The sequence below is a fragment of the Psychrobacter sp. 1U1 genome, assembly GCF_051847535.1.
Taxonomy (GTDB): Bacteria; Pseudomonadota; Gammaproteobacteria; order Pseudomonadales; family Moraxellaceae; genus Psychrobacter; species Psychrobacter saeujeotis.
This window is the reverse complement of the sequence record NZ_JBPYDD010000002.1, coordinates 33906-58909: the sequence shown is the minus strand read 5'-3', so window position 1 is coordinate 58909 and position 25004 is coordinate 33906. Positions and strand designations below refer to the sequence as shown.

Below are 25004 nucleotides of genomic sequence, written 5' to 3'. Positions count from 1 at the left end.
ATTTATTATTAGCCTTCGTCGCCACCGCCCACAGGAATGGTACTTCCAGTAATATAAGAAGACTCATCGGATGCTAAAAACAAGATGGCATTGACTTGCTCATCAATCGTGCCGTAGCGTTTCATAAAGGTGCGATCAATGGTCTGATCAACCACCGCATTCATCCATGATTTTTCATCATCAGTTAATGGTTTGGCGTTACGTGGAATCTTTCTGGGCGGCGCTTCAGTACCGCCAGTTGCTACAGCATTCACACGGATGCCATCGTTTGCATACTCAAAAGCGAGCGATGCGGTCATGGCGTTCACGCCGCCTTTCGCTGTCGAATAGGGTATGCGGTTGATACCGCGAGTAGCGATAGAGGACACATTAACAATAGTGCCTGACTGCTGTTTGACCATGGTTGGTAAAACAGCATGACAACACCATAATGTTGGAAATAATGAGCGGCTGATTTCCTTTTGGATTTCTGCTTCAGAGAAGCTGGTAAAAGGTTTCATCCATATTGCGCCGCCGACATTGTTGACCAATATGTCGATGCGCCCATAGCTATCAAGTGCCTTATCAATAGCCTCTTTAGCACCTTGATGGGTTTCAAGGTCAGCTTGAATGGTAACGGCTTCTCCGCCATAAGCAATGATTTCAGCCAGCACCTCTTCTATTAATGGAGAAAAGTCTGCCATGACGATTTTTCCGCCCTCACTTGCTAAACGTAAAGCGACTCCGCGTCCGATGCCTTGGGCGGCACCAGTAACGATACATACTTTATTATCAAATCTTTTACTCATGACAGTCTCCTAAAAATCTTGCTCATGCTTTGCTAGTAGAGTAATACGGCTAGGCTACGTTATTGTTCACTGGGCGTGAATTTTTCATAGTAAAAATTACTCGGTTTTAGATTACTGCTGTCTAACCAATTACTCACCGCATCCACCATCCCTAACGGACCACACAAGTAGACATCGACGTCACCATCGTTCAGCCACTCATTATCAACATGACCGGTAACATAGCCTTTACGCTCATGCTGGCTGTCTTCAGTGGCGACACAGGTGCGGTAGTCAAACCAAGGGTGGTTTTGTTTGACTTCTTCTAGTTTCTCAACTTCTATAAGATCAAAGTCGTTGGTGACGCCGTAGACCATTCTGACAGGATGATGAGCACCAGACACCTCTAAACTTTTTAGCATCGATAAAAAAGGCGCGATACCGGTACCGCCTGCTAGAAATAGGGTCGGGCGAATTAGAGGGCGCAGGTAAAAGCTACCAAATGGACCCTCAAAATTAATCTCTTGACCTATAGTCGCAGTATCAGATAAAAAGGTGCTCATTTTACCGTTAGGAATATTGCGGACGACAAATTCGGCCTGATTGGCACTAGGTATAGAGCTAAATGAATAGGAGCGTGTCTCGTTAGAGTCAGGAATACTAACATTGACATACTGGCCTGGCAAAAATACTAGTGCATCTGGATTGTCGACTTCGACGCCAAAGTGAATGGTAGATTCTGACAGTACATTCAGCTGTTGTAGTTTGCCTTTGAATACAGACTTGCCGACTTTGCAGGCTTCAGAGGAGGTTGGTACTTTGATCACGCAGTCGCTTTCTGGAATCATCTGACAGGTGAGTACATACCCTTCAGCAGCTTCAGCTTCTGTCAGGGCATCTTCGATATACATATCAGGGTGCATGTCGTAGCTGCCAGATTCACAATGGCAACGGCAAGTACCGCAAGCACCATCAAGGCAATCCACAGGGATATTAAATTTTTGACGATAAGCGGCTTCGGCGACGGTTTCGTCGGCTTCACATTTGATGAAGCCTGTGACGCCGTCTTCGAACTGTAGAGCAATATTATATTCCATGAGAAATATCCCTTTTCAACACGTATTAATTAAAAGCTAGTGGCTAAATAATGAGTGAATAATGATTAGACGTGATAAACATCCATAATTTGATGCACATAGTCGTCTTTTAAGACCACATACTTATCCAAAATTTTTGGTTGGTCTTGAGTCATGTCTATTTTGTACTGAGAGTAACCCCAATAGGTATTGGTCTCATGATAGCGAAAAGATTTGTTGATCCAGTTAAAACGCACCGACACAATACCGTCATTGTCTTCGAGTAGTTCAATATTCGATAAATTGTGCGTGGTACGCGTATCAGGAATGGTCGCTGATGAACGCTCAGTCTCGATGCGGAAGATACGATCTTCAAGACCACGGCGATCCGGATAATAAATCAGCGAGATTTCTCGTTGTGGGTCGCTGATGAGCTGACCATCATCATCCCAACTTGGCATCCAGAAAGGGCAGTCTTCATCGTAATAAGTGAGCCATTCTTCCCATTTTTTCTCATCCAATAAACGCGCTTCACGGTATAGAAACTGTCTAATGTCTTCAATGTTAACCGTTGCATTTTTCATGATTGATATCCTTATTTTTTGTCAGTTCTACAATAAATAGCAGAGTAATAATAAAAAATGTATTAGTCGCTATTAGCACCGTGTAGCTGCTGCTCTTGCTCTAGAGCTTTTTTCATCTCTTCATGCCAGTAGCGATGTTGGACGGTATATAGTCCTTCATCTTCAGTCTTAACACCACTCATTAAAGGTTTGAGGTCAATAGCGGCAGCGCCTTCATCTGCACCTTGAATCCAGTGCTCGGAGCCTCGGCACATATCATTCCATTCAAGCTTGATACCGTTATAACCTTCTTGGCATGAGCGGAACTCTTCTAAGTCATCAGGGGTTGCCATACCAGTAACGTTAAAGAAATCTTCATACTGACGGATACGGCGTGCACGTGACTCATCGCTTTCGCCTTTTGGTGCGATACACCAGATGCTAACTTCAGTTTTGTCAACCGCGATAGGGCGGAGCATACGAATTTGTGAGCCGAACTGATCCATGATGTAGACGTTTGGATATAGGCATAAGTTACGTGAGCGTTCAATCATCCAGTCCGCCATGGCTTCACCGTAGCTGGCGACATACTCATCGCGATAAGCGTAGTTTGGACGGTCTTGTGGGTTTTCCCACTGTGTCCATAACAGCATGTGACCGTTTTCAAAAGAATAAAACCCACCGCCTTGTCGACCCCATTTGCCAGCGTTCATGGCTTTGATATTGTCTTCTTTGACAGCTTCAGCTTCTTTACGGCGCGCAGTTGTCGCAGCGTAGTTCCAATGGACGGCTGATACGTGATAGCCGTCGGCACCGTTTTCAGCTTGCAGCTTCCAGTTACCATCAAAGGTATAGGTTGAGGTGCCGCGTAATACTTCTAGACCTTCTGGCGACTGATTGACAATCATGTCAAGAATTTTGGTAGAGCCGCCAAGCCAGTCTTCGAGTGACTGAACATCATCATTTAAGCTGGCAAAGATAAAGCCTTTATAATTTGCCATCTTCACTTGTTTTAGGTCGTGTGAGCCTTCTTTATTGAAGCATTCTGGATAGCCTGCATGTCTTGGGTCTTTAACTTTAAGCAGCTTACCTGAGTTGTTAAAGGTCCAACCGTGGAATGGGCAGGTGTAAGTGGCTTTATTGCCTTTTTTATGTCGGCAGAGCTGTGCACCACGATGTGAGCATGAGTTAATCATGCAATGCAGCTCGCCTTCTTTATTGCGGGCAAGAATAACAGGCTGACGACCAATGTATGAGGTGTAGTAGTCGTTGTTATCAGGAACTTGAGACTCATGAGCCAAATACACCCAACTGTTTTCAAAGATGTACTTCATCTCAAGCTCGAACAACTCTTCGTTAGTGAAGGCGCTACGATGCAGGCGATAAATCCCTTTTTCACTGTTCTCTTCTAAAAAATCATCAATAGTGATGTCTGATCCTTCAGGTACTAGATTGATACGCTCGCTCATGGCTGCCTTCCTTGTATAATGACGGTATAAAATGAGATTAGAAGCTAACGTTTGATACGACAACTGAGGGCATATCAAACGTAAGTCGCTAGTAGTGATTAATTAATGCTATTTAATATGAGTGCTCATTAACCTTGAGCACGGCGGCGTTCTACTTCGCTGCCTTGTATAGCTTGGTCAATGTCTTTTACTAAATGAAAGTCAAAGTCGATACTTGCGTAAGGCTTATCAAGCGCTTTTTCTTTTAGCTTGTCCGCGTCTTCGACCATCGTTACCTCTGGTACCAAGCCTTCGCGGCTTGCAAAAGCAAAGTCATCCCATAGGTACTCATCGCCATCGATGTTAATCTGCGTGGTCAGTTTGCGGTGACCGTCAGCACTGGCAAAGAAATGAATGTGAGCTGGGCGATGACCGTGACGTCCTAGCGCGCCCAATACTTTTTGCGTCATTCCTTCTGGTGGTACCGAGTAACCTAGCGGCACGATGCTGCGGAATGCATAATTTCCGTTTTCATCGGTAATGATGCTACGACGTAAGTTGAAATGAGACTGTGATTCATCAAAGAAAGAGTAGTTACCTAAGCTGTTGGCATGCCACACTTCAACTTTTGCATTTGGAAGAGGCTTTCCATCTTCACCATAAACAGTGCCTTGCATAAATAGCACGGTGCCATTGTCAAGGTCAGTGCCATCATCTAGACGCGCAAAGCCTTTTTCTTCTGGCGCACCAGCGACATAGAGTGGACCTTCAATAGTACGTACAGTACCACCGTCAAGACCGGCTGCTTTTAAATCCTCTTCAATCATTAAATCCATGAAGTGATCAAAACCAAGGCCGGGCGATAATAAACCTGCTTCTTTGCCCAAGTCACCGATAAACTCAACCCCAGACCAATACTCATCGGCGGTAATTTTTAAGTCGTTAATGGTTTGCATAAGGTCTGTGACAATACGTAGAACAATTGCTTGTACACGTGGATTGACTTGCTCAGGGAAGTCGATTTTGCCTTTGATGAATTGAGTGGCTAATGCTTCAATTTGGCTGCGTTCCATGTCTCTCTCCTTGTTGAGGACTGTTTTAATAAAGGGTAACTATATTGAGTACTCTTACTCAGTTTTTATAGAATCTGATATTCGCTTTACTTGCTTGGTTTAGCTGTCATCACTACGAACAGAAGATGGATGACGTAATAACGGTGTCACTTCAACCTTCATGTATGGATAAAGCGGTAGCGACATCATGATGTCGTGTAGCTCTTCATTACTCTCAACATCAAAGATGCTAAAATTAGAATACTGACCTGCTATGCGCCAAATATGACGCCATTTACCTTGCTCTTGCAGTTTTTGTGATAGTGCTTTTTCTGTGGCTTTAAGCTCGTTGACTTTATCGGCGTCCATATCTGTTGGGATTAAGACATCCATTCTGACGTGGTATAACATAATGATTTCCTTATACGTGATGAAAGATAACTTGGCTGACTTTTACAGTGTTTCAGTTTGAGCGTTAGTAGAAAATTAAGTCTTTTATGATTTAGGTAAATTGGTGATGGTTTGTTTGGCATAGTGGTAGATTTTATCGCTGTCTACTTCGATGCCAATACCTGCGCCTGTAGGAACATTTAAACCAAAGTCTTGATAATCAAGAGGCTTTACTAAAACGTCTTCGGTTAATAGTAAAGGACCAAAAAGTTCTGTATCGAAATTTAAACTGGGATAGGTTGAGAATACATGGGCGGATGCGGCCGTACCGATAGGACCTTCTAACATGGTGCCACCATAGAGCTCGATACCTGCTAGATGTGCCATTTGTCCGATTAAGCATGCTGCTTTTAATCCGCCTGCTTGATTTATTTTCACGGCAAAAACATCAGCATAATGATCTGCTGCTAAATGAAAGGCATTCTGAGGATCTTGGACAATTTCATCCGCCATAATGGCTACATCGAAATGTTCGGTTAAGCGTTTTAGTGCGGCTTTATTGCGCATTGAGACAGGTTGTTCTATTAAATCAACGCCGCCAGCTTGCAATAGGCTAATACCTTGCATAGCCTCAAGCTCTGTCCATGCTTGGTTGACATCAACCGTGATACGGCAGTCAGGTAGTGCTTTTTTAATGGCTAATACGTGGGCAACATCAACAACAATCGGATTGCTACCGATTTTTAATTTAAAAATGCGATGGCGCTTTTGCTCAATCATGCGTTTAGCTTCCTTAATATCGGTCGCTGTATTGCCGCTGGCAAGGGTCCAAGCCACTTCGATACGATCACGGACACGACCGCCAATTAGCTCACTTACTGGTAGGTTTAGACGTTTACCTTCAATGTCGAGTAGGGCAGTTTCAATCGCGCACTTTGCAAAGCGGTTGCCATTGATATGAAGATTGAGCAGCTGCATGGCTTTTGCTGTGCTAGTAGGCTGCTCTTTTAATAAAAGAGGCGTAAAGTAGGTATCGATATTAGTCTTGATGCTATGAGGGCTTTCTTCTGCGTAGCTTAGACCGCCAATGGTGGTCGCTTCGCCCCAACCTTCATAGCCATCTTCTGTTTGAATGTGTACCAATACCAAAACTTGTTCGTTCATAACGGTACAAGCAAGCTTATGAGCTCGAATAGTAGGTATCGGTACCAATAAAGTATTGATTGAACGAATCATGACAGTCCCTATTAAGTAAATGGTGCTTCCTTATGCTTAATAAGAACTATAGATGCTAGATAACGACATGTCTAAGACCTATTTAGTCTATTATTAATACCTTTTAGGTATTTTGATAACTAGATTGCACTATGTTATGTTCTTTAGGTATCGATTACCCTGTAAGGTCACTCAAGGAATAACATTCAATGGAATTGAGACATTTACGCTACTTTGTAGCAGTAGCAGAGGAAAAGAGCTTTAATAAGGCAGCAGAGCGTTTGTATATTTCACAACCGCCACTGAGCCGGCAAATAAAGCAGTTGGAAGAAGAAGTCGGGGTGATGCTGATTGATAGAGATAATAGACCTTTGAAACTTACTGAGGCTGGCGAGTTTTTTTATGATCATGCTGTTCAGATACTCGCAAAGTCTGACAAATTAAAATCTATGACAATGCGTAAGGCCAATTTTGATAACTCAATATCTATAGGTTTTGTGTCCTCGATACTCTATGGCATCTTACCGAAAATTATTGCCCGCTTTCGCGCATGCTATCCAAATATAGAGATTAAGCTGCGAGAGCTTAACTCATGGGAGCAAACACAAGCCCTTACAGAGGGTAAAATAGATGTGGGTTTTGGACGGATGTTATTTGAGGACGCTTCTATTAGGCGTATATTATTAAGAGAAGAAAGCTTAGTAGTCGCGGTTCCCAAAGACCATGACTTAGCAAAAGAGCAAAGTAGAGTAGTAAGTCTCATGGATTTAACCAATGAGAAATTGATACTCTATCCCACCGGACCTCGTCCCAGTTTTATTGACTATGTCTTGGAGCTATTTGAATCTCGTAACCTAAAAGCCAATTATTTTACTGAGGTGCGAGAGCTGCATGTTGCTTTAGGATTAGTCGCAGCAGGAGAAGGTTTGACGATCGTGCCTAAAACCTTAGAGCATTTGCGTAGTCAGGAAGTGATTTATATTCCATTTGAAAACGATCTATTAACGTCGCCTATCATCATGAGTGTTAGACACTTTGATAAATCAGAATTGCTAAAAACCTTGTTAGAAGTAACTTATCAGTTTTATGATATAGAAGGGTTTGATTATAAACGTGAGAAGATTTGAGAGACTCTGCACTCATTAAGAATCCTAATATGAACTCATAAAAGGATAATTTTATGCAAGAATTTCATTATAAAGCCTTACCAGTTGACGTTCATTTTGGCGTGGGAAAGTCAAATGAAGTCAAAGATATATTACTTCAGCATAGTTATCATAAGGTATTGGTGATTACGACACCTGGTCAAGAAGAAGCGGGTCGTAAATTGGCAAAAGAACTACAAGAAATCTGTGTAGGCGTGTATCCGCATGCTGTCATGCATGTGCCAGTTGACGTGGCGAATAAAGCAGTAAAATTTGCCAAAGAGAGTGATATTGATTGTTGTCTGGCTTTGGGCGGCGGCTCTACAATTGGACTTGCAAAAATAATTGCTTTGAAAACACATTTACCTATCGTTGCCATACCGACTACCTATGCCGGTAGCGAGATGACAACTATTTATGGTTTGACCAAAAACAATCTAAAAACTACTGGTAAAGACAGTCATGTCCTACCTAAGGTGGTGATTTATGATCCGAAGTTAAACCAAGCATTACCCGCTAAAATCTCAGCTTGCTCAGGTATGAATGCTATGGCGCACGCTGTAGAAGCGTTATATGCTAAGGACAAAAACCCAATCATCAGCCTGATGGCGATTGAATCTATCAAAGCATTAAAGTCTTCCTTGCCTGTGCTTGTCAAAGAGCTCACCAATATTTCAGCCCGCCAAAAAGCAAGCTATGGTGCATGGCTTGCTGGTATTTGTCTTGGTTCGGTTGGTATGGCCATTCACCATAAAATCTGCCATACCCTAGGTGGCACTTTTAACCTACCGCATGCGCAAGCACATGCCATTACGCTTGCGTATTCAGTACATTACAATCGTAACGCTGATATTGAAGCGATGGATAGACTGGCAGAGGCTTTAGACGTCAGCAGCCGTGAAGAAGTTGGCTTGGCAATTTACCGTCTAAACCAGTCTTTAGGTATTGAATTGGCTTTAAAAGATATTGGTTTACCTGAAGAGGGTCCCGCTGATGTAGCAAGGATGGTGTGTGACAGCCCTTATTATAATCCTCGTGAATACAATTACGATGAATTAGAAGGCTTATTACAAAGAGCTTATAAAGGTTTACCGCCTGCTTAAATATCATTATAAATCTGTAGATCTCAAAGTTGAACTACCTCAGAATTATCAGAGAGCACATATCAAACAAGCAGGTTGCTGTGACAATATTATTCGCTAACAAATTGCCAAGTCCACTAACAACCAAATGAACTGCACTTATATAAAGTACGACATCTCGCTGACAACGCCTTTGCTGAGCTGTACACATAAGTGATTACCCATGCATACTCTCTCAGCAATTATTCAACCACGTCAGTCATTAACCCGTATTGCGTAGACCCGCTGCCAAAGCATTGATACTACGGATTAATGGATCTTCAACAGCAAGATCATCGTCATTATCTGTAGCGTCTTTTTGTCTGGCACGTTTTAACAACTCAATTTGGATGTAATTAATCGGATCTAAATAAGCATTTCGCCATTGTAGGGACGCGGCAAGGCTTTGCTGATGCGCCAATAACGATGTCTGGTTAAGCAAAGAGTTCAAACCTGAGAAGGTTAGATGATGCTCATCGATTACCGCTTGCATAATCTTTTCACGTAATCCCTCATCTTCACATAACTGACTATAAGCCTGAGCAATGCTCATCTCAGACTTAGTAAAAGCCATTTCAATATTGCTAATAAATACGTTAAAAAATGGCCAGCAACTGTTCATCTCTCTCATTAAAGCTTCGTCTTCTTTAACGCTATGAAGAGCACTACCTACGCCGTACCAAGCTGGTAGGGTAAAGCGCGCTAAAGACCAACCAAATACCCAAGGAATCGCCCGCAAGGTTGTCTTACTTGGCAGCCCTTTGTTACGGTGCGCTGGGCGCGAGCCGATATTTAATAAAGAGATTTCCTGCACTGGCGTCACTTGTGAGTAGAACTGATAAAACCCTTCGGTATGGTCCGTAAGCGTACGATAACTTTGTTCACCCGCATCGGCTAGACGCGCAAAGAGTGCTTCATAATTTGGTAGTTCAGGCGGTTGCACCACAAATCTTGTTGAGCACGCTTTGAGGGTACCAGTGATGCCCATGGTAAGCTCAAATACAGCAGTATCGGTGTTGGCATATTTGGCATAAAGGACTTCACCCTGCTCAGTGACTTTAATTTCTCCATGCAGCGTCCCTGCGGGCTGAGCGGCAATTGCATTATGCGTTGAGCCACCGCCACGACTGACAGAGCCACCACGACCATGAAACAGGCGTGTTTTGATGCCATATTCAGCAGCGATACGGTTAATGGTTTGCTGCGCGCTATAGAGCTGCCATGCAGACGTAATAATACCGCCATCTTTTGATGAATCTGAATAACCTAACATGATTTCTTGGGTATTATCTGAGTGCGCAAGCAACCCTCGATATAGCGGATTGTCCAAGACGGTAGGTAAGATCTTATCGATATTTTTAAGATCTTCGATGGTTTCAAACAAGGGTGCGACGGGTAAGTCAGCAGACAGCTGACCTGCATCATCAACCCTGCACAAGCCTGAAAAACGCATCAGTAGTAAGACTTCTAATAATTGACTGGCGTTGTTGGTCATCGAAATCACATAACTACCAAACGTATCTTGCCCGACCAGCTTACGTAATGTTGCCACAGAGTTCATTAAAGCCAATTGTTCACGTGTTTTATCAGTCAAGTTATCGGTATAAATGAGCGGTGTACCAGGCTTTTCAAGTAAACGCGTCAACCACTCTTGGCGCTCGGTTTCACCTAGAGTCTGATAGTCTGGTAAGTTCGAGGCATTGGCGAAAATATCGGCGATCACTTCACTATGATAAGACGACTCTTGGCGGATATCGAGCGCTGCTAGATGAAAGCCGCAGGTTTTGACCAGACGAATCGTATCGAGCAATAAGCCTTCGCCATGTGCTTTGTCATGAGTATTGACACTTTTTCGAATGATGCGTAAATCTTCTAACAACTCTTGCGGGTTGGCGTAAGCATCGTGTGCGGCGTCGAGGTCTGTACCTTTGCTTTGAATGTGGCGATTGGTCGCTTTTATTTTGGCAAGAATAATCGATAACAATCTGCGGTACGGCTCATTGTTGTAATCGTCAGGATTATAATAAAATACTTTTTGATCGAGAGTGGCGTACGCTTTTATACGAGCATAAACGTCTGGCGCAATATTGATAATCGTATCGCTATGAATCAGTTCACGGCGCAGTTTTTTTAGCAGGACTTGATAATGGCGCAGTACGGTATCGGCATGCATCAATACCGCCATTTCTGTGGTGTCATGAGTGACAAAGGGATTACCATCTCTGTCGCCACCGATCCAAGAGCCGAAGCTCATGAAAGCAGGTAATGGGTAGTCTGTTAGCTCTGGATAGATATCGATAATGGCGTCTTTAATATTACGATAAACCTTTGGAATGGCATTGAATAAACTGGCATTAAAATAATGCAGGCCATTATTTATCTCGTCATAAACTAATGGCTTACGCGTACGCACTTCATCCGATGACCATAATAAATCAATCGTTTGCGCCGTTTTTTCTTTTGCTTGCTCGTAGGCAAAGCTGTCTTCTGCAAGATTGTTTAAGGCGTCGCTATGAATAAACAAACTCTGCAATAGATTCATGGTCGTACGGCGGCGTGCTTCGGTAGGATGGGCGGTAAAGACAGGTATAAATTTTAGCTGATCAATCAGCTCTCGCATTTGTGCAGGTTCAACATTGCGCTCACGACACTCAAGCAAGGTACGACGAAACGAGCCTTCCCAACTGTGTTCCGATTGCATACGCATGGCTTGGCGCTGCTCTCGTAAGTAGTTTTCTTCACTTAGATTGGCTAAGAAGAAATAGATAGAAAAGCTGCGTATGACATTTTTTAAGGTTTGATTGTCTAACGAGGCTATGAAGTCGATGAGTTGTTGCTTGTTCGCTTCGTTAGGCTCTCGGCGTTGTTGAATAAAACCTTTGCGCAGGGTTTCAATCGTTTCAAGCGTTTGTTCGCCCGTTTGCCGAGAAATCGCGTCCCCTAGAAATGATCCTAATAAGCTGATGCGTTCACGTAATACGTCATTATTTATAGTCATCCTTAACCTTCTCGTTAAATTAGTGGGTGAAATAGTCGTGTGGTCTTAAGCGTAATTTTTCTATGGTAAGCTTTAGTTTTATTAGCTTGTCGAAACATCATCTGGGCTACTTTCTGCCCATAACAATGTATAAAGTTGAACCATTTCTTCCAAACTGGGTATTCGGGGGTTGTTGTTAGGCGAACCTGAGGAAAATGCTTGTTCACACATGGTATTTATTAGCGCATCAAAATCAGTTTTTTGAATGCCAAATTGTTCCAATGTAGGCACCTTGAGCTCAATATTGAGATTTTTCAAATACGTAATCAAATTTATATTCGCTTGATCATCATTATCATTAAAGCTCGCCACTCCTAGTGCTCGTGCACAATCTGCATATCGCTCTGGAGTACCTGATATCCCAAATTCAGTAATCGTCGGCAATAGCATCGCATTTGATAAACCATGCGGTACGTGAAAAAAAGCGCCAATCGGTCTGCTCATTCCATGCACCAAAGCCACGGATGAATTACAGAATGCAATACCAGCTAACGTAGAACCTAACATCATGGCTTCACGAGCATCCTCATCTTCGCCATTATGATAAGCCTTTTGTAGATTGGGCCCAATCAAACGTAATGCAGCTAAAGCTTGTTGATCACTATAAGCGTTACGTTTTTGACTGACATAAGCCTCTATAGCGTGAGTCATTGCATCAATGCCAGTATCAGCAGTGGTTCGAGGAGGGACACTCATAGTAAGGCTATAATCAATAATGGCCGCTACAGGCATAAACCCCATACCAACGCACAACAGCTTCTCGTTGTTTGTTTCATCAGTAATAATAGTAAACCTGGTCACCTCTGACCCTGTTCCTGCTGTAGTAGGTATCGCAATAATAGGTAAACCTGCTTCATTTACTTGACGAGGAAATTTATAGTCATTAATGACGCCACCAAACTTCCCTAAAATTGAAATTGCTTTTGCGCTATCTATAGGACTCCCGCCACCTAAGGCAATCAAACCATCATATTCTTGGTGCCGTACCTGCTGCACCCCTGACTCAATAGAGCTTTCAGTAGGCTCAGGCATAGTATCTGAGAACACATCAGCCGTAATCTGAACTTCTTTCAAAATAGTTTGTAATGTATCTACATAACCCAATTTAACCATCATCTCATCCGTAATGATGAGAGGGTTTTTAATACCTAAGCTATCTAATATGGTTGGTAGCTTTTGACATGCATCGCGACCTACCTCCATGATTCTTGGTAGAAGAATACTATGTGACATATTTAACCATCCTTGTGTTAATCACTATGTGTCTAATACTGTTCTAAAACGAGCCTATTAATCATAAAATAAAAATAGCGCAGAACTTCACGATCGATAGAATAGCTTGTTTCTTACTAAGTCTTGTGAATATTGAGTCTGCAATTCTAAGTACAGATCTTGAGTCATCTATTGTTTTTGCAAATATAGTCGTTGGTAAAAAAGTGAAGGAAAGCTAACGATATATTTATATGGACCTTTTCATGAATGCTTTCATATGACTGTCCAGCTCTAGACACACTGCACTCGTTAAAAGCGTAACAAACACGACTAATAGTAATAAGAAGAAATGACACGCTGAGCTACGTACATCAACAATCATAAAGGTAGTAGAGTTGTTGATATATTTATCATGTGGAATCTGCATATAAAGACATCGTTATAACGATATATATTATATCGTTATAAGAAATTAACAGGATATTTTTATAATAACAAGTATTAAAGGAACAAATATTATCGTTATAGCAAGTAGAAAGGTCTGATGTCGTGTTTTTAGTAGGCTGACATATCGTAGCATGGAGAAATAGGCTCAATTATTAAGCTATTTTTGTAGATAGTAAATTCTTTTGCGATATCAATCAGACTGATATTTATGATCAAGATAATGAAGACATTAACTGTATTTCTCTCCTAATTAGTACACTGAATATAACGGAATTTTGGTTGTTTACAGTGAATTAATCCATATTTATGAATGTACTTTTGCCCAGTCTATACAGCCAAATTAACAGAATTAAGTATTTATTGATTGACGTTCGTTTGCAGCTCTGTTAAATTTTAAACCGATACATTTTGTATCGGTTATTTTGTTTTGATAGTAATATTTTTTAAATACTACTTCAAAGTATGTTTTTACAACTTAAATTATCATAGTTCTGTTAACCATATTAGTTCGTGCTAAGGATAGCCATCATGAATACTCAACCCTCATGCTTATTTTCTCGAGTGATAAAACCTAACGAAGCATCTTATCCATCTAGCATGTACCAATCATTCTTTTTATTTAACAAACAATTGTCATTCAATTCGTTGGCAAATTAATGATGATAATCAGAATCGTTAGTCACTCTACAGGATATTATTAAGTTATAAATTATCTTGCATTTTATTAAGAGAGTCATTGAGGGTACATCAAGATATAAAAGGCATATTAATAAAAATATAGGAAAAATCTTTCTACTATGAAAGGTTTTATAGTCTGACCAATTGATACTATTTTTTTAGATGTTATTGCAATAATACTTTTTAGCCCCTCTGAATCACTTATTTCACAGCACATCTTTTTCTATGGAAGGAAATCGAAACCATGAGTATTTTTGCTATTTTATTATCCTTGGCATTGCTAATGTTTTTTGCCTATCGAGGTGTCAGTGTATTGGTTTTGGCCCCTGTGCTCGCTATTTTAGCTGTTGTTTTGAGTGGTGAAAGCAGCCAAACCATGGGTATTTATACTGAAGTGTTTATGCAGGGTCTAGGAGGTTTTGCTGTCAAATATTTCCCACTATTTATATTGGGTGCTATTTTTGGCAAGCTGATGGAAGATTCTGGTTATGCTTATAGCATCGCCCGTAATATAGTTAATAAACTGGGGGATAAACATGCTTTGTTAGCAGTAGTACTTGCATGTTCTATATTAACTTATGGAGGTGTATCAGCATTCGTCGTCACTTTTGCAATATACCCTATTGCTGCCTCTTTATTTAAACAAGCAAACATACCTAAAAGACTTATACCTGGTGCAATTTGTATTGGCGCTCTAACACTAACGATGACGGCATTACCAGGTTCTCCTGCAATTCATAATGTCATTCCTATGCCGTATTTTGAGACTGATGCTTTTGCAGCTCCTGGATTAGGTATTATTGCAGCGATAGTTATGCTAGGTGGGGGGATGCTATGGATGCATCGCCAATTACACATTGCAGGTATCAACAATGAAGGTTATGGAAATCATACGTTGAATGAGAAAGAGCCTCATTCTGGTATGAATATCCCTAACTTTTGGGTGGCTCTGCTACCAATTGTCATTGTTATCGTAGGAAACTATGTTTTTTCAAAGGTGGTAATACCTTTATGGAATAATAGTTATTTAGCCGATGAGAAGTTTGGAGGAATAACACTAAGCTCAGTTATTGGAATTTGGGCTATTATTTTGTCGTTATTTTTAGCCTGCCTTTTTGTTATTGTCTTAAATTTTAAAAGAATAGACAGTGTGGCAGATAGTTTAAATAAAGGTGCGACGGGTTCTTTACTACCAATCTTCAATACCGCTTCAGAGGTAGGTTATGGCTCTGTGATTGCTACTCTTGCAGGCTTCGCTGTCATCAAGCAATACCTTATGGGGATTGCACCTGGAAACCCTCTTATATCAGAAGCAATTATGGTTAACGTTTTAGCGGGTATTACAGGTTCTGCTTCTGGCGGTTTGGGCATCGCTCTAGAAATTATGGGCGCAAACTATATGCAGTTGGCACAACAATACAATATCGACCCTGAACTAATGCATCGTATAGCTTCTCTGGCTTCAGGTGGTTTGGATTCACTACCACATAACGGTGCAATAATAACAATGCTAACTATTTGTGGCTTAACCCATAGAGAATCATATAAAGATATATTTGCTGTAGCCGTTGTTATCCCTTTAGTTGCTCTAACTTTAGTCATCTTCCTAGGTACTATGTTCGGATCTTTCTAGAGAAAAAATTATTATATACATAATTAAAGAAACAATTGCCACTTAGTGAATTTCTTGTATAATGATATTGATCGTATCATTATTATAGATATTTCTATAAGATCTAATTTATATAGGCTCACTTTTTTAACCTGAAACAAAATCTGAAAAGATAAGGATATCTTATGCAACATGTTAAACAACTTATCAATGGTCAATTCGTTGACTCTAATACCAGCGAATGGATTGATATCACCGATCCTGCCACGCAAGAAGTCATCGCTAAAGTCCCACAAACCACTGACGATGAGATCAATCAGGCCGTCGCTGCCGCCCAGAAAGCTTTCCAAACGTGGCGCAAAACGCCAATCACTACTCGTGCTCGTATCTTTTTAAGATATCAAGCACTCATTCGTGAGCATATGGATGAGCTGGCAGAAATTCTGACAGCAGAGCAGGGCAAGACTATCGCTGACGCTCGCGGGGATGTGTTCCGTGGTTTAGAAGTGGTTGAGCATGCAGCGGGTATTGCTAACTTACAGATTGGTGACTATGTTGAAAACGTTGCCTCAGGCGTTGATACTTATAGTGTTTGGCAGCCACTTGGCGTCTGTGCTGGTATCACCCCGTTTAACTTCCCAGCGATGATTCCACTATGGATGTTCCCAATGGCGATTGCTACGGGTAACACCTTTGTCCTTAAACCTTCTGAGCAAGACCCAATGGTCACCATGCGTTTGATTGAGCTGGCAGTAGAAGCGGGCGTCCCTGAAGGTGTGCTAAACGTGGTGCATGGTGGCAAGGCGACAGTTGATGCTATTTGTGATCACCCAGACATCAAAGCGGTTTCATTTGTTGGATCTACCCACGTTGGAAAGCATGTTTATGAGCGTGCTAGTCAATCTGGCAAACGTGCACAGTGCATGATGGGCGCCAAAAACCATGGCGTTATCCTACCTGATGCCAATAAAGAACAAACACTCAATCAGCTCGCGGGTGCTGCCTTTGGTGCTGCTGGCCAACGTTGTATGGCATTGTCAGTTGTGGTTCTAGTCGGCGCAGCAGGGGAATGGGTTGATGATATCAAAGCCAAAGCAGAAGGCTTAGTGGTTTCAGCAGGTAAAGACGACAAAGATTTAGGCCCACTGATTTCTCCTGCCGCAAAAGCCCGTGTTGAGCATCTGATTGGTACTGGGGTTGAAGAGGGCGCCAGTCTACTTCTTGATGGTCGCGGTATCAAGGTTGAAGGCTATGAGAAAGGCAACTTCGTAGGGCCGACCATCTTTGATAATGTCACAAGTGATATGCAAATCTACAAAGAAGAAATCTTTGGCCCAGTGCTTTGTATTATGCGTGCAGCTGACCTGGATGAGGCGATTGAGCTACTTAATGCCAATCCAAACGGTAATGGTACCGCTATCTTTACTCAGTCAGGAGCGGCTGCGCATAAGTTCCAACAGGATATTATGGTTGGTCAAATCGGTATTAACTTGCCAATTCCTGTGCCACTACCGATGTTCTCATTCTCAGGTTCGCGTGCCAGTAAACTTGGTGATCTCGGTCCTTATGGTAAGCAAGCAGTACAGTTCTATACTCACACTAAGACGGTTACTGCACGTTGGTTCGATGATGAAGCAAGCCGTGGTAAAGTCAATACCACTATTTCAATGTAATCATTAATCCAATATATTTTGGCGGCACATTTTTATTTTTCTAGATTCTTTAGGTTTAAACTTATAAAGATTTTTTTGAAATCATTTTCTTGTGCCGTCTCTATATTGGAGTTGCTAAATTAAAAATTAAGTAATCTACTTATGTATCTCTTTCTTATGCTTTATAGTTTTTATAATAGAAAGTATTTAGTTCATCTAGAATAAAAAATAAATTTAATTTTAGATAGTTAACTAACATGTAAATATTTTAGGATTTTTTATTTTTATCGAATAATATTCTTATTTTGATATAAGAAAATAAAATTTTTGAAAAGTGTTTAAGTTCATAAGCGATATATATTTAAAGTGAATTTAAAATATTATTAATGATAAAGATAAATTAATAATATGACTGTCAAGGATTGATGATATGAATGCATTGGAAACAATAAAAGAAAAATATAATAATAGTACATCAGCTAATGATGTTTCAAAGCCAGATATTGCGTTTATCGGCCTTGGTAACATGGGTGCGCCAATGGCAGAGAACCTATTAAAGGCAGGTTATAAGCTGTCGGTATTTGATCTCTCTGAAGCTGCAACCCAGCGTTTACATCAAGCAGGTGCTAGAGTTGCTGATAGTCCAAAAGATGCGACGAATAATGCACAAGTTGTTATTACTATGTTACCTGCTGGAAAGCATGTTCACTCTGTTTATCTGAATGACGAGGGATTACTGTCGGGATTACCAAAAGGTACATTAGTTATCGATAGTAGTACTATAGCAGCTGCAGATGCACGCATGGTAGCGGACGCTGCTAACAGATATGGCATTGAATTTTTAGACGCGCCAGTCTCAGGTGGTACAGGCGCTGCAATTGCAGGAAACCTGACGTTTATCGTAGGTGGTAGTACTGAGGCATATGCTAGAGCCGAGCCTATACTGGAATCAATGGGTAAGAATATCTTTCACGCTGGCAATAATGGGGCGGGGCAAGTAGCAAAGATATGCAATAATATGTTGCTAGGTATTTTGATGGCAGGAACCGCAGAGGCGATTAATCTAGGTGTCAAAAATGGCTTAGATCCAAAAGTGTTGTCAGATATTATGTTGCAAAGTTCAGGACGTAATTGGACACTAGAGGTTTATAACCCTTATCCAAAAGTGATGAACAATGTACCCTCAAGTAATGGTTATAAAGGTGGTTTTATGACTAAACTGATGAACAAAGACTTAAATCTTGCTATGCAAACGGCTTCAGAAACCAAAGTGGATATCCCGATGGGCTCGAAAGCAGCTGAGCTCTATGATGTCCATTCTGTCCAACATGGTGATAAAGACTTTTCAAGCATCATTGCACGTCATGATGCTTCGATACTGTAGTGGTAGTATGATATGTAATGAATAAGTGCTGAAATAAACACTTATTAAATTTAGAAAGAATTTATCTAGATTGTCCATCTGTACTAATAGCCTAGGTTATTAGTACAGATGGATTTTTTTATATCAATCAGTCAGTTTTTTGGCTAATACATTAATACTTGAATATCATGTGCGGCTGTACGAAGAAGTGGCACGTGTATCAACAGATCGTCTAACGAAGCTCGTACTGTAGGAGCATGCAAATATAATGATGCTATATAGCGTGATTTTTTATCCACTATCGGTACCGCTATTCCTACCATCTCAGAGATGAATTCTTCATTATCAATACTGATGCCTGTCTCAGCGATACGGTCGAGTTCAGCATTCAACATATTGAAATCGATGATTGTATTTCTAGTAAACTTATTAAGTGATAAGCTCTTTAATATTTTGTGACGGCTAGTGGTACTCAATTGGCTCAGATATAGCTTTCCTGTCGCCGTACACCATATAGGTGACTTTAATCCAACAGGTAGGTATATTTGTAGAGGTAGTACTGTGTTTATACGATCGGTATAAATCATATTCGTATAATAAGGAACACTAATTCCACAGGTTTCCTTAATTTCGTCAACTAGCTTTTGTAAAATAATTTGTCGCTTATTAAAGAACTGTCCCTGTTGCCAAAGCTCAAGGCTCAGATTACGCACACGTTTACCAGGAATTATACCACCACCAATATCAACTGTTACGAAACCCTCATTAATTAAATTTTGAATCAATCGATGAGTGGTAGGTTTAGGGATATCTAGTATTTGCGATATCTCAAGCGGAGAGAGTGGTTTTGGAGCATAAGATATAATTTCAACGATCTCTAGTACTCGGGTAATCGACGACACCTTAGACATAAACAAAGCTCAACCAGATTAAAAAATAATATTATATTTAATTTATAACTACTTAGTATGCATAATCAAAAAAATAATAGTTATTTTAACATAATTTTATTTATTTAAATGATTAAAAATATAGCGTTAAATTTCTTCGATAGCTAGTTATTCAATAATTTTTAAAGGCCTATTCATGATTTTAATAAAGTGATGTTGCTTAACCCGATTTATTTTATATTAATAAAAATATAATTAATCTAGAATCAATTAACAAGGATTGTTTTGAATATGAAATAGAATTCTATTTTTCTCTATAGTCGACGCACTTTAAAAAGAATATAGCGTTACTGGAATGAATTTTGCGCAGCCTCTGGGAACGCCGCATGCAAGGAAAGTTTATGCCAGTAGCGCGTTTAAATCTATATAACAGTTTTATGTTCAAACCCCGATATTAACAAAATCACCTGAGAAAAACTTTCATACCTCAGTCTTCTACACTATATAAACAATAGCATTTAGGGTCTTTTCGAATAATCAGAGTAAAATAAATCCATGGTAATGGAGAGATTAATGATATTTCGGACACAATAATATTGGGGTGTTTACCACCCAACAAGTTATAGTTTATAGTCTAATCCAAATAAAACCGATACAATCTTATTAACAATTGCATTTAATGAAATAAAAGATGACTTATTCAATAGACTATCGCAAACAGGTACTTTCTAGCATAGCTGATGGTATGACCATAAGAGAAGCTGCGCTATTTTATGGACTTAGCACCAGCACCATTCACAGCTGGCAGAAGAAATTAGCGCCTAAAACAACCAGAAATAAAGCACCGACTAAAATACCTGATGACGCCTTAATTGAAGACGTAAAAAGATACCCAGATGATTATAACTATGAAAGAGCTCGTCGCTTGAATTGTAGTAAAACGGGCATCTTTAATGCTTTAAAGCGTCTTGGTATCAGTCAAAAAAAAGACCTTGGAACATCCAAAAGCGTGTCCGATAAAAAGAGCGATATTCCAGAGTAGGCTTGATCGCTTTACTCAGCAAGGCTATCCCATTGTCTATATGGATGAAAGCGGCTTTGAGGCTGAAACCATTCGTTCTCATGGCTATGCACCGATTGGTAAACCCTGTATCGATAGCTACAACTGGCAAGCTTCGAGACGTACTAATGTCATCGGAGCTCTCTATGAAAAAATGCTATTTGCGCTTGAGTACGTTGTGAGCTATGGTGAAGAAACCGTACAAGTAAACTTAGTAAATCAATTAAGATATTTAAGTGCATATGATGATTAATAGCTATCTCGAAAATAAAAAACATATCCACGATTGTTAAAATCGATAATCCATAATACTCTTTTTTACAGCATAAGCTCGAGTATAGTCGACATTTGGATTGTTAATCTTTAAGGTTCCATGACTATCCTTATCTGCTTTTATTAATTCATGTTTTACTAAAGTTTCAATGACTGCTTTAAGAGAATAAGGTTTGCATATTTCCTCAAAAGTATTAGGTGGGATTAGAAAGACTTTATCTGATTCTCTAAAGTAGCCGGACCTACTACCAGCTACTTTTGAGATCGAAGCGCTATCATCTTCAATATTATTTTCCGAATCAGACTTTTTGGAATTCTTTAAAGATATGATCTTTTCGAACTTACTATTTGCATGTTTTTCTAAGTATAATGACAATTGTTTGACAATGTTTCTTTCTTCTTGATTTCCGTCATGCCCGTTATTCATAATCCAGTTCTCAAAGCACTCTTTTACGCCTTTCACAGCATCACCGGTCTCCCAACCAGTTATACCAGCTTCAGTTGCTATTTCACCTGCTGCTGCTAATATAGAAAATCTATCGCAGACCCGATTAGCTTGAGACTTTACCTCAGGAAAATAACTTTTAAACTCTCTCATTATCTCTTTAGCTTTCATTTTTACTTCATCTAAGTTCTCAGTTAAGTATGTAAGCCAAGCATCTCCAGCAGTTCCATAATTTATGCTAGCAGCATCTCTTATATTATTAGCTTGATCTTCAGCACTAAGACCAAGAATTGAACTATCGAAAATCCCAAAACCCTTTCCTGGATCTGCATCAATATGACATAAACGAACTTCCATCCCCGCGTTTGTTGTTTCACCTTCTGCTTCTATTACGGATTTAAGGGTTCAGGCAACAAAGTATTAAATAGTTTTTATAGAATTGTACCTTACTAAATTTTAGACAACAAAAAGCCCTGACAATCAATGGTTGTAAGGGCTTTGTATTTTGGATCTATTATCAACTAAACTCAATAATTAAAGTAAGGTAATCAAACTTGGTCTATAGGTTGATATGATCGTAAATATTTTTATTTCACTGATAATTATATGTAACGCCAATCAACCCATCTTGATTTCACTTATCAGAATCTAATAAATTATAATTAGCTCCTTACATTACAGCTTCTGAAGTGACAATTACTTGGCTTTCCTCAATAGTATCTCCTTTCCACTTCTCAGTTTGATCAACTATTTTGGCACCAACTAAATCTCCAACAACGTTGCCAAAAGTGAAAATCATATCTACTAAGATATTAATACCTGCTGTAAGTGCAACGATTTCAATCGGCAAGCCTGCTTGTGTAAAGACAATAGACATACCAATTAATCCAGCTCCTGGCACGCCAGCAGTACCAATAGCTGCCATAGTACCTATTATAACGATAGTAGCCAACTCTGGCGTTGATAAAGTCATCCCCATAATTTCTGCGGCAAAGATAACTGCAACGCCAAACCGTATTGCTGTACCATTCATATTTACTGTTGCGCCGATAGGCAATGTGAGTTTTGCAACTCGTTCACCAATACCAGCCTTTTCTGCACATTTAATAGTAACTGGTAAAGTACCAATACTACTACTGGTAACAAATGATGTAAAAGCAGCTTCTTTAATATTCTTGTAGAACTGGATAACTTTAATACCAAACACTTTCATCATTATTGGGAACGCAACTCCAACCAGGATAATTACTCCAAGGTATGAAGTGCCGATGAATTTCCCAAGAGCGATAGCAGTGTCTAGTCCTTGAGTTCCAAATGTATTAGCAGTAATGCCTAATACTCCAATAGGCGCATATATCAAGATACCATTAAGGATTTTAGATATTACTTCATTACCAGCTTCGATGAGTTTAAATAATAACTCTCCCATTTCTTGCTGCTTTTTATCCAATGAATGGCGCATAAACAAAATAGCTAAGCCAGCTATGACGGAAACAAAAACTACTGCTAGAATATTGCCTTGAGCAAGAGCATTAAAAATATTACTCGGCACCATATTCAGTAGTGTATCTATAAAGGAGGGGCGAACAGGAGCATCCATAACAACTTCTGTAGGCAAAGAAAAACCAGCCCCTGGGTTTGTTATTTTAGCTAAGATGATACCAATGACTACTGCGATACCTGTTGAAAAGAGGTAGAAAGGAAATATTTTTAATCCTATCCGACCTAATTCTTTAGGGTTTGAGTGATTAACCGCTACCATCAAAGAAAATATTACAAGCGGGATTACGATCATTTTCAATAAGTTTAAAAATAGTGTACCGAGTGGTGCTAGAAAGCTACTATGTTCACCAAGTACAACTCCAAGCAAGATTCCAATTAAAAAGCCGCCGGTCATCTTGACCATAAACGACATACTCATGTACCAACGCCAAATTTTTCCCATTGCTATCTCCGATTATTTACAATACTTAATGCATATTGCAAAAGCGATGTTATTGAGATGGTCAAGAGAATATTGTGATTGTAGACATTCCATTGTCCACTCCTTTTTGATATAAATTAATTTTAGTGTAATTAGGAGAGTGCTGTGACTGTAGACAATTCCATTGCCCACTTCTTTGTAGCTCATATTTTCTAGCTATATGCTTACACAATTAATGTTTGCATACCTAACAGCAGAATCTACATATGATTTAAAGATACTAAACATCCTAAATTGTTGGAACAAGCGAATAAAATTATGGAAAGCATTCCTTTTTTTCTTACTAATGGATATATAGATTTTATGTATACAATTATAACTAATGTTTTGGATTAAGAATAAATTATGAAAACTGATACGAGTAGTCCTTTAGGTTTTAGAGCTTATCCTTCAACTAAAGCTTTGCAATGCTTTGAAACAGCTGCTAGACATTCTAGTTTTACCTATGCCGCTCAAGAAATGCATATGACTCAGAGTGCCGTTAGTAAACAAGTGACTCAATTAGAAGAGCTGTTAAATACAGCATTGTTCTATCGAACATCAAGGCAAATTTCCTTAACACCTGCCGGCAAGGTTTATTATATTGAAGTATTGAATATCTTAAAGCATATTGAGGTAGCGACCACTAATTTACTGTCACACAATGATGATAGCGAATTACTTAGAATCGTCTCGCATCCTACCTTATGTTCCCGTTGGTTAATTCCTGCTTTGAAGGGGTTTAGTGAAGAGCACCCTTTAATTAACTTAGAGATAATAGAGCAGGTAGGCCCGTTTTTTTCAGAAGACCAAAATGTAGATATTGCCTTTTTATACGGTACAGGAATTTGGGATGGAATGGAGACTGTTAAGTTATTCGATGAGTATAGTATTGCTGTATGTAATCCGACATATTTCCAGAATCGAGATATGTGCTTTAAAAATATAGATAATTATAATTTTATACAGTTCAACTCAAGGCCTAATGCATGGTATGAATACTTTAAGCAGCAGGGCCTTAATATTGAAGGAACAATCGATGGACCACGTTTTGATACCTTTCAAGCCTGTATTTCAGCAGCTTTAGCTGGCTACGGTATAGCTTTAGTTCCATCTCATTTTATAAAATCGGAGTTGCAGTCTAAAAATCTGGTAAAGGTATTTGATCATGTAATGCAAGGTCGAGGCTCATACTATGTCACATATCCACTATTCTTAGGTAACTCTTACAAAGTAAGGATGGTTTTGGAGTGGCTTTCAAATTATATCGAAAGTTATACTGAGTCTAGTAACGAATAGAGATTAACTTTCTAACTATTATTGTTTATATAGAGTTAATCCTGAATTAAGACCTTATCAAACATCTATTTAAATCAAGAGTAATTACTTTTTAACTCAACTAAAATACAGCTTTGATTGAGTTCTATCTCTCAAAGTTAATGTAGAGAACTAATTGGGTATGCTATTTTTAATAGTACTGCCGTATGAGATTGTTGCTGCAATGAATAAAAGGAATGCAAGTACAACTATTATTCGTTTGTTGACTAGCTAATATTTTGTTGAAATGAGCATCTAACTTAAGGAAGAGAAAAGAG

General features: G+C 39.7%; 20 protein-coding genes. 8 read left to right on the top strand and 12 right to left on the bottom strand.

The window, feature by feature from the left end; all coding sequences use genetic code 11:
- Positions 1 to 8: 8 nt before the first annotated feature.
- From ACS8FB_RS02595 to ACS8FB_RS02565, 7 genes are all read right to left on the bottom strand, one after another.
- The gene (locus tag ACS8FB_RS02595; protein ID WP_439260867.1) at positions 9 to 788 is read right to left on the bottom strand and encodes a 1,6-dihydroxycyclohexa-2,4-diene-1-carboxylate dehydrogenase; all 780 of its coding nucleotides are present in this window, start codon (positions 786 to 788) and stop codon (positions 9 to 11) included.
- A gap of 59 nt (positions 789 to 847) precedes the next feature.
- Positions 848 to 1864 (bottom strand): benzoate 1,2-dioxygenase electron transfer component BenC, encoded by a 1017-nt coding sequence (gene benC / locus ACS8FB_RS02590; RefSeq protein ID WP_011513598.1) that lies wholly within the window; start codon positions 1862 to 1864, stop codon positions 848 to 850.
- A gap of 65 nt (positions 1865 to 1929) precedes the next feature.
- Positions 1930 to 2427, bottom strand: coding sequence for a benzoate 1,2-dioxygenase small subunit (gene benB, locus ACS8FB_RS02585; protein ID WP_439260866.1), 498 nt, complete (start codon positions 2425 to 2427; stop codon positions 1930 to 1932).
- Between the two features lie 62 nt (positions 2428 to 2489).
- Positions 2490 to 3875, bottom strand: a complete 1386-nt coding sequence (benA, locus tag ACS8FB_RS02580) for a benzoate 1,2-dioxygenase large subunit (protein WP_439260865.1) — start codon at positions 3873 to 3875, stop codon at positions 2490 to 2492.
- Between the two features lie 128 nt (positions 3876 to 4003).
- Positions 4004 to 4927, bottom strand: coding sequence for a catechol 1,2-dioxygenase (gene catA, locus ACS8FB_RS02575; RefSeq protein WP_201581469.1), 924 nt, complete (start codon positions 4925 to 4927; stop codon positions 4004 to 4006).
- A gap of 99 nt (positions 4928 to 5026) precedes the next feature.
- Positions 5027 to 5317, bottom strand: a complete 291-nt coding sequence (gene catC / locus ACS8FB_RS02570; protein ID WP_011513602.1) for a muconolactone Delta-isomerase — start codon at positions 5315 to 5317, stop codon at positions 5027 to 5029.
- 84 nt (positions 5318 to 5401) lie between these two features.
- Positions 5402 to 6532 carry a muconate/chloromuconate family cycloisomerase gene (locus ACS8FB_RS02565; RefSeq protein WP_201581468.1) on the bottom strand — a complete coding sequence of 377 codons (1131 nt, stop codon included), beginning with the start codon at positions 6530 to 6532 and terminating at the stop codon, positions 5402 to 5404.
- A 188-nt stretch (positions 6533 to 6720) separates the two neighbouring features.
- Here ACS8FB_RS02565 and ACS8FB_RS02560 point away from each other — a divergent pair, with 188 nt between their 5' ends.
- On the top strand, positions 6721 to 7638 hold the full coding sequence (locus ACS8FB_RS02560) for a LysR family transcriptional regulator (protein WP_439260864.1): 918 nt from the start codon (positions 6721 to 6723) through the stop codon (positions 7636 to 7638).
- 53 nt (positions 7639 to 7691) lie between these two features.
- Positions 7692 to 8759 (top strand): maleylacetate reductase, encoded by a 1068-nt coding sequence (locus ACS8FB_RS02555; protein ID WP_439260863.1) that lies wholly within the window; start codon positions 7692 to 7694, stop codon positions 8757 to 8759.
- A 241-nt stretch (positions 8760 to 9000) separates the two neighbouring features.
- Here the strand turns inward: ACS8FB_RS02555 and ppc are convergent, their stop codons facing one another.
- Positions 9001 to 11775: a phosphoenolpyruvate carboxylase gene (gene ppc / locus ACS8FB_RS02550; RefSeq protein WP_439260862.1), complete on the bottom strand. Its 2775-nt coding sequence runs from the start codon at positions 11773 to 11775 to the stop codon at positions 9001 to 9003.
- 81 nt (positions 11776 to 11856) lie between these two features.
- Positions 11857 to 13047 carry an iron-containing alcohol dehydrogenase gene (locus tag ACS8FB_RS02545; protein WP_439260861.1) on the bottom strand — a complete coding sequence of 397 codons (1191 nt, stop codon included), beginning with the start codon at positions 13045 to 13047 and terminating at the stop codon, positions 11857 to 11859.
- 1348 nt (positions 13048 to 14395) lie between these two features.
- Here ACS8FB_RS02545 and ACS8FB_RS02540 point away from each other — a divergent pair.
- The 3 genes from ACS8FB_RS02540 (at position 14396) to mmsB (ending at position 18799) form a co-directional block, all read left to right on the top strand.
- Positions 14396 to 15784, top strand: a complete 1389-nt coding sequence (locus ACS8FB_RS02540) for a GntP family permease (protein WP_179799091.1) — start codon at positions 14396 to 14398, stop codon at positions 15782 to 15784.
- Between the two features lie 164 nt (positions 15785 to 15948).
- Entirely contained in the window at positions 15949 to 17436 is a 1488-nt protein-coding gene (locus ACS8FB_RS02535) for a CoA-acylating methylmalonate-semialdehyde dehydrogenase (protein ID WP_439260860.1), read from the top strand.
- A gap of 409 nt (positions 17437 to 17845) precedes the next feature.
- Positions 17846 to 18799 carry a 3-hydroxyisobutyrate dehydrogenase gene (mmsB, locus tag ACS8FB_RS02530; RefSeq protein ID WP_439260859.1) on the top strand — a complete coding sequence of 318 codons (954 nt, stop codon included), beginning with the start codon at positions 17846 to 17848 and terminating at the stop codon, positions 18797 to 18799.
- Positions 18800 to 18942: 143 nt separating this feature from the next.
- On the opposite strand, the gene ACS8FB_RS02525 is transcribed toward mmsB, so the two are convergent.
- Positions 18943 to 19689 (bottom strand): IclR family transcriptional regulator, encoded by a 747-nt coding sequence (locus ACS8FB_RS02525; RefSeq protein WP_439260858.1) that lies wholly within the window; start codon positions 19687 to 19689, stop codon positions 18943 to 18945.
- Between the two features lie 670 nt (positions 19690 to 20359).
- Here ACS8FB_RS02525 and ACS8FB_RS02520 point away from each other — a divergent pair.
- Both ACS8FB_RS02520 and ACS8FB_RS02515 read left to right on the top strand, forming a co-directional pair.
- On the top strand, positions 20360 to 20710 hold the full coding sequence (locus ACS8FB_RS02520) for an IS630 transposase-related protein (RefSeq protein WP_240991009.1): 351 nt from the start codon (positions 20360 to 20362) through the stop codon (positions 20708 to 20710).
- The gene (locus ACS8FB_RS02515) at positions 20661 to 20981 is read left to right on the top strand and encodes a transposase (RefSeq protein ID WP_439260857.1); all 321 of its coding nucleotides are present in this window, start codon (positions 20661 to 20663) and stop codon (positions 20979 to 20981) included. The genes ACS8FB_RS02520 and ACS8FB_RS02515 overlap by 50 nt, the downstream gene beginning before the upstream one ends.
- Before the next feature lie 36 nt (positions 20982 to 21017).
- On the opposite strand, the gene ACS8FB_RS02510 is transcribed toward ACS8FB_RS02515, so the two are convergent.
- Both ACS8FB_RS02510 and ACS8FB_RS02505 read right to left on the bottom strand, forming a co-directional pair.
- The gene (locus ACS8FB_RS02510) at positions 21018 to 21803 is read right to left on the bottom strand and encodes a hypothetical protein (RefSeq protein WP_439260856.1); all 786 of its coding nucleotides are present in this window, start codon (positions 21801 to 21803) and stop codon (positions 21018 to 21020) included.
- Between the two features lie 313 nt (positions 21804 to 22116).
- Positions 22117 to 23367, bottom strand: coding sequence for a dicarboxylate/amino acid:cation symporter (locus ACS8FB_RS02505; RefSeq protein ID WP_439260855.1), 1251 nt, complete (start codon positions 23365 to 23367; stop codon positions 22117 to 22119).
- Between the two features lie 408 nt (positions 23368 to 23775).
- Here ACS8FB_RS02505 and ACS8FB_RS02500 point away from each other — a divergent pair, with 408 nt between their 5' ends.
- Positions 23776 to 24708, top strand: a complete 933-nt coding sequence (locus tag ACS8FB_RS02500; RefSeq protein ID WP_439260854.1) for a LysR substrate-binding domain-containing protein — start codon at positions 23776 to 23778, stop codon at positions 24706 to 24708.
- Positions 24709 to 25004: the final 296 nt, after the last annotated feature.

Excerpts from the sequence above, each read along its gene's own strand:
- catC (WP_011513602.1), bottom strand. The coding sequence starts at position 5,317 with ATGTTATACCACGTCAGAATGGATGTCTTAATCCCAACAGATATGGAC.
- ACS8FB_RS02545 (WP_439260861.1), bottom strand. The coding sequence starts at position 13,047 with ATGTCACATAGTATTCTTCTACCAAGAATCATGGAGGTAGGTCGCGAT.
- ACS8FB_RS02540 (WP_179799091.1), top strand. The coding sequence starts at position 14,396 with ATGAGTATTTTTGCTATTTTATTATCCTTGGCATTGCTAATGTTTTTT.
- ACS8FB_RS02505 (WP_439260855.1), bottom strand. The coding sequence starts at position 23,367 with ATGAGTATGTCGTTTATGGTCAAGATGACCGGCGGCTTTTTAATTGGA.
- ACS8FB_RS02525 (WP_439260858.1), bottom strand. The coding sequence starts at position 19,689 with ATGTCTAAGGTGTCGTCGATTACCCGAGTACTAGAGATCGTTGAAATT.
- benA (WP_439260865.1), bottom strand. The coding sequence starts at position 3,875 with ATGAGCGAGCGTATCAATCTAGTACCTGAAGGATCAGACATCACTATT.
- ACS8FB_RS02555 (WP_439260863.1), top strand. The coding sequence starts at position 7,692 with ATGCAAGAATTTCATTATAAAGCCTTACCAGTTGACGTTCATTTTGGC.
- ppc (WP_439260862.1), bottom strand. The coding sequence starts at position 11,775 with ATGACTATAAATAATGACGTATTACGTGAACGCATCAGCTTATTAGGA.
- mmsB (WP_439260859.1), top strand. The coding sequence starts at position 17,846 with ATGAATGCATTGGAAACAATAAAAGAAAAATATAATAATAGTACATCA.
- catA (WP_201581469.1), bottom strand. The coding sequence starts at position 4,927 with ATGGAACGCAGCCAAATTGAAGCATTAGCCACTCAATTCATCAAAGGC.
- ACS8FB_RS02520 (WP_240991009.1), top strand. The coding sequence starts at position 20,360 with ATGACTTATTCAATAGACTATCGCAAACAGGTACTTTCTAGCATAGCT.
- ACS8FB_RS02500 (WP_439260854.1), top strand. The coding sequence starts at position 23,776 with ATGAAAACTGATACGAGTAGTCCTTTAGGTTTTAGAGCTTATCCTTCA.
- ACS8FB_RS02560 (WP_439260864.1), top strand. The coding sequence starts at position 6,721 with ATGGAATTGAGACATTTACGCTACTTTGTAGCAGTAGCAGAGGAAAAG.
- ACS8FB_RS02595 (WP_439260867.1), bottom strand. The coding sequence starts at position 788 with ATGAGTAAAAGATTTGATAATAAAGTATGTATCGTTACTGGTGCCGCC.
- benB (WP_439260866.1), bottom strand. The coding sequence starts at position 2,427 with ATGAAAAATGCAACGGTTAACATTGAAGACATTAGACAGTTTCTATAC.
- benC (WP_011513598.1), bottom strand. The coding sequence starts at position 1,864 with ATGGAATATAATATTGCTCTACAGTTCGAAGACGGCGTCACAGGCTTC.
- ACS8FB_RS02565 (WP_201581468.1), bottom strand. The coding sequence starts at position 6,532 with ATGATTCGTTCAATCAATACTTTATTGGTACCGATACCTACTATTCGA.
- ACS8FB_RS02510 (WP_439260856.1), bottom strand. The coding sequence starts at position 21,803 with ATGGAAGTTCGTTTATGTCATATTGATGCAGATCCAGGAAAGGGTTTT.
- ACS8FB_RS02535 (WP_439260860.1), top strand. The coding sequence starts at position 15,949 with ATGCAACATGTTAAACAACTTATCAATGGTCAATTCGTTGACTCTAAT.